At 42.8% G+C, this 1429-nt stretch carries 1 protein-coding gene; it reads left to right on the top strand.

Translation table 11 applies throughout. The annotated features are described in order from the left end of the window. The first annotated feature begins 4 nt into the window (after nt 1-4). Nucleotides 5-1288: an IS110 family RNA-guided transposase gene (locus JUJ52_RS22980; RefSeq protein ID WP_121604937.1), complete on the top strand. Its 1284-nt coding sequence runs from the start codon at nt 5-7 to the stop codon at nt 1286-1288. Nucleotides 1289-1429 lie beyond the last annotated feature (141 nt).

Here is a 1429-nt window from a genome sequence, read left to right as displayed (position 1 = left end):
CACTATGAATTATAATCAAAATCACAAACTATCGCAAATCACACCAGAAACATTAATTGTAGGAATCGACATCGCTAAAAACAAACACGTGGCACGTGCGCAGGATGACCGAGGGTTTGAATTTGGAAAACGACTGATCTTCGACAATCGCGTTCATGGCTTTGAACAGCTTTTAAACTGGGTCTCCAGACTTCAAAAAGAACACCGTAAAAGTGAATTAATCATCGGTGCAGAGCCAACAGGACACTTTTGGCTGAGCCTTGCTTATTATCTGAAAGCAAAAGATATTAACTTTGTGCTGGTAAACCCTATGCACGTGAAAAAGTCCAAAGAACTCGATGATAACTCACCAACGAAAAATGACACCAAGGATGCGCGTGTCATTGCACAGCTGATAAAAGACGGACGATACTCCGTACCAAATCTTCTCGATGGCATTTATGCCGAACTGCGGGAAGGGATCAAATTACGAGATCAACTCGTCAAACAGCTGATTATCATTGAAGGACGCATTCAAAACCATATTCAGCGATATTTCCCAGAGTTTAATGATGTATTCAAAGACTGGGAAGGCAAGACAGCTTTATTCAGCTTACGTAACTTTCCGTTTCCATCCGACCTCCGAGGCGTGACTCCGGAGGAAGTATTAGCACAATGGAAAACGACAATTAAGCGAGGCGTCGGAATCAAGCGTGCAACTCAGTTCATTGAGAAGGCAAGGAAGAGTGTCGGCATTGAAGTTGGATTGCGTTTCGCAAGAAAAGAAATACACAGTCTCTTAGACCAATACGAGCTCTATCAGAGCCAATTAACCGAACTGGACATGGAAATTACAGATCTCATGAAAGACATTCCAGGCGCCCAGGAAATGATGAATATTAAAGGGCTGGGGTCAATCACCATAGCCACCTTTCTCTCTGAGGTCGGAGACCTCAAAAAATATGACCATCCACAACAGCTGGTCAATATGGCAGGTTTGTCGTTACGAGAACATAGTTCAGGGAAGTTCAAGGGACAAACAAGGATAACAAAACGAGGGCGGAAAAAGCTGAGAAAAGCTTTATATCTGGCCGTTAGGCCATTAGTAGCCAGTAACTCGACGTTCAAGACCCTGCACAGATATTACACGACCCGATCCGTCAACCCGTTGAAGAAACAACAGTCATTGATTGCAATGTGCGGCAAATTACTACGTGTACTGTTTGTGATTGGCAGAAAACAATGTGAATTTGAAGGTAGCAAGCTATTACAAGGTTTAACTCAAATGAAAGAATTGCAGGCAGTTTAAGCTATTTCAAAGTAGTTGAAAAAATGCATCTAAGTTTTGGAATGAACAAACACCAATAATGCAGAGTCGGAGATTATTTATTCCATTCGGGCACCAGACCCAGCATAGGAGCTTTTTCCGACCTCCACCTTGTGGATACGC

It is taken from the genome of Virgibacillus sp. AGTR, assembly GCF_016919725.2.
Taxonomy (GTDB): Bacteria; Bacillota; Bacilli; order Bacillales; family Amphibacillaceae; genus Virgibacillus; species Virgibacillus salarius.
This window is presented reverse-complemented; position numbering and strand designations above follow the sequence as displayed.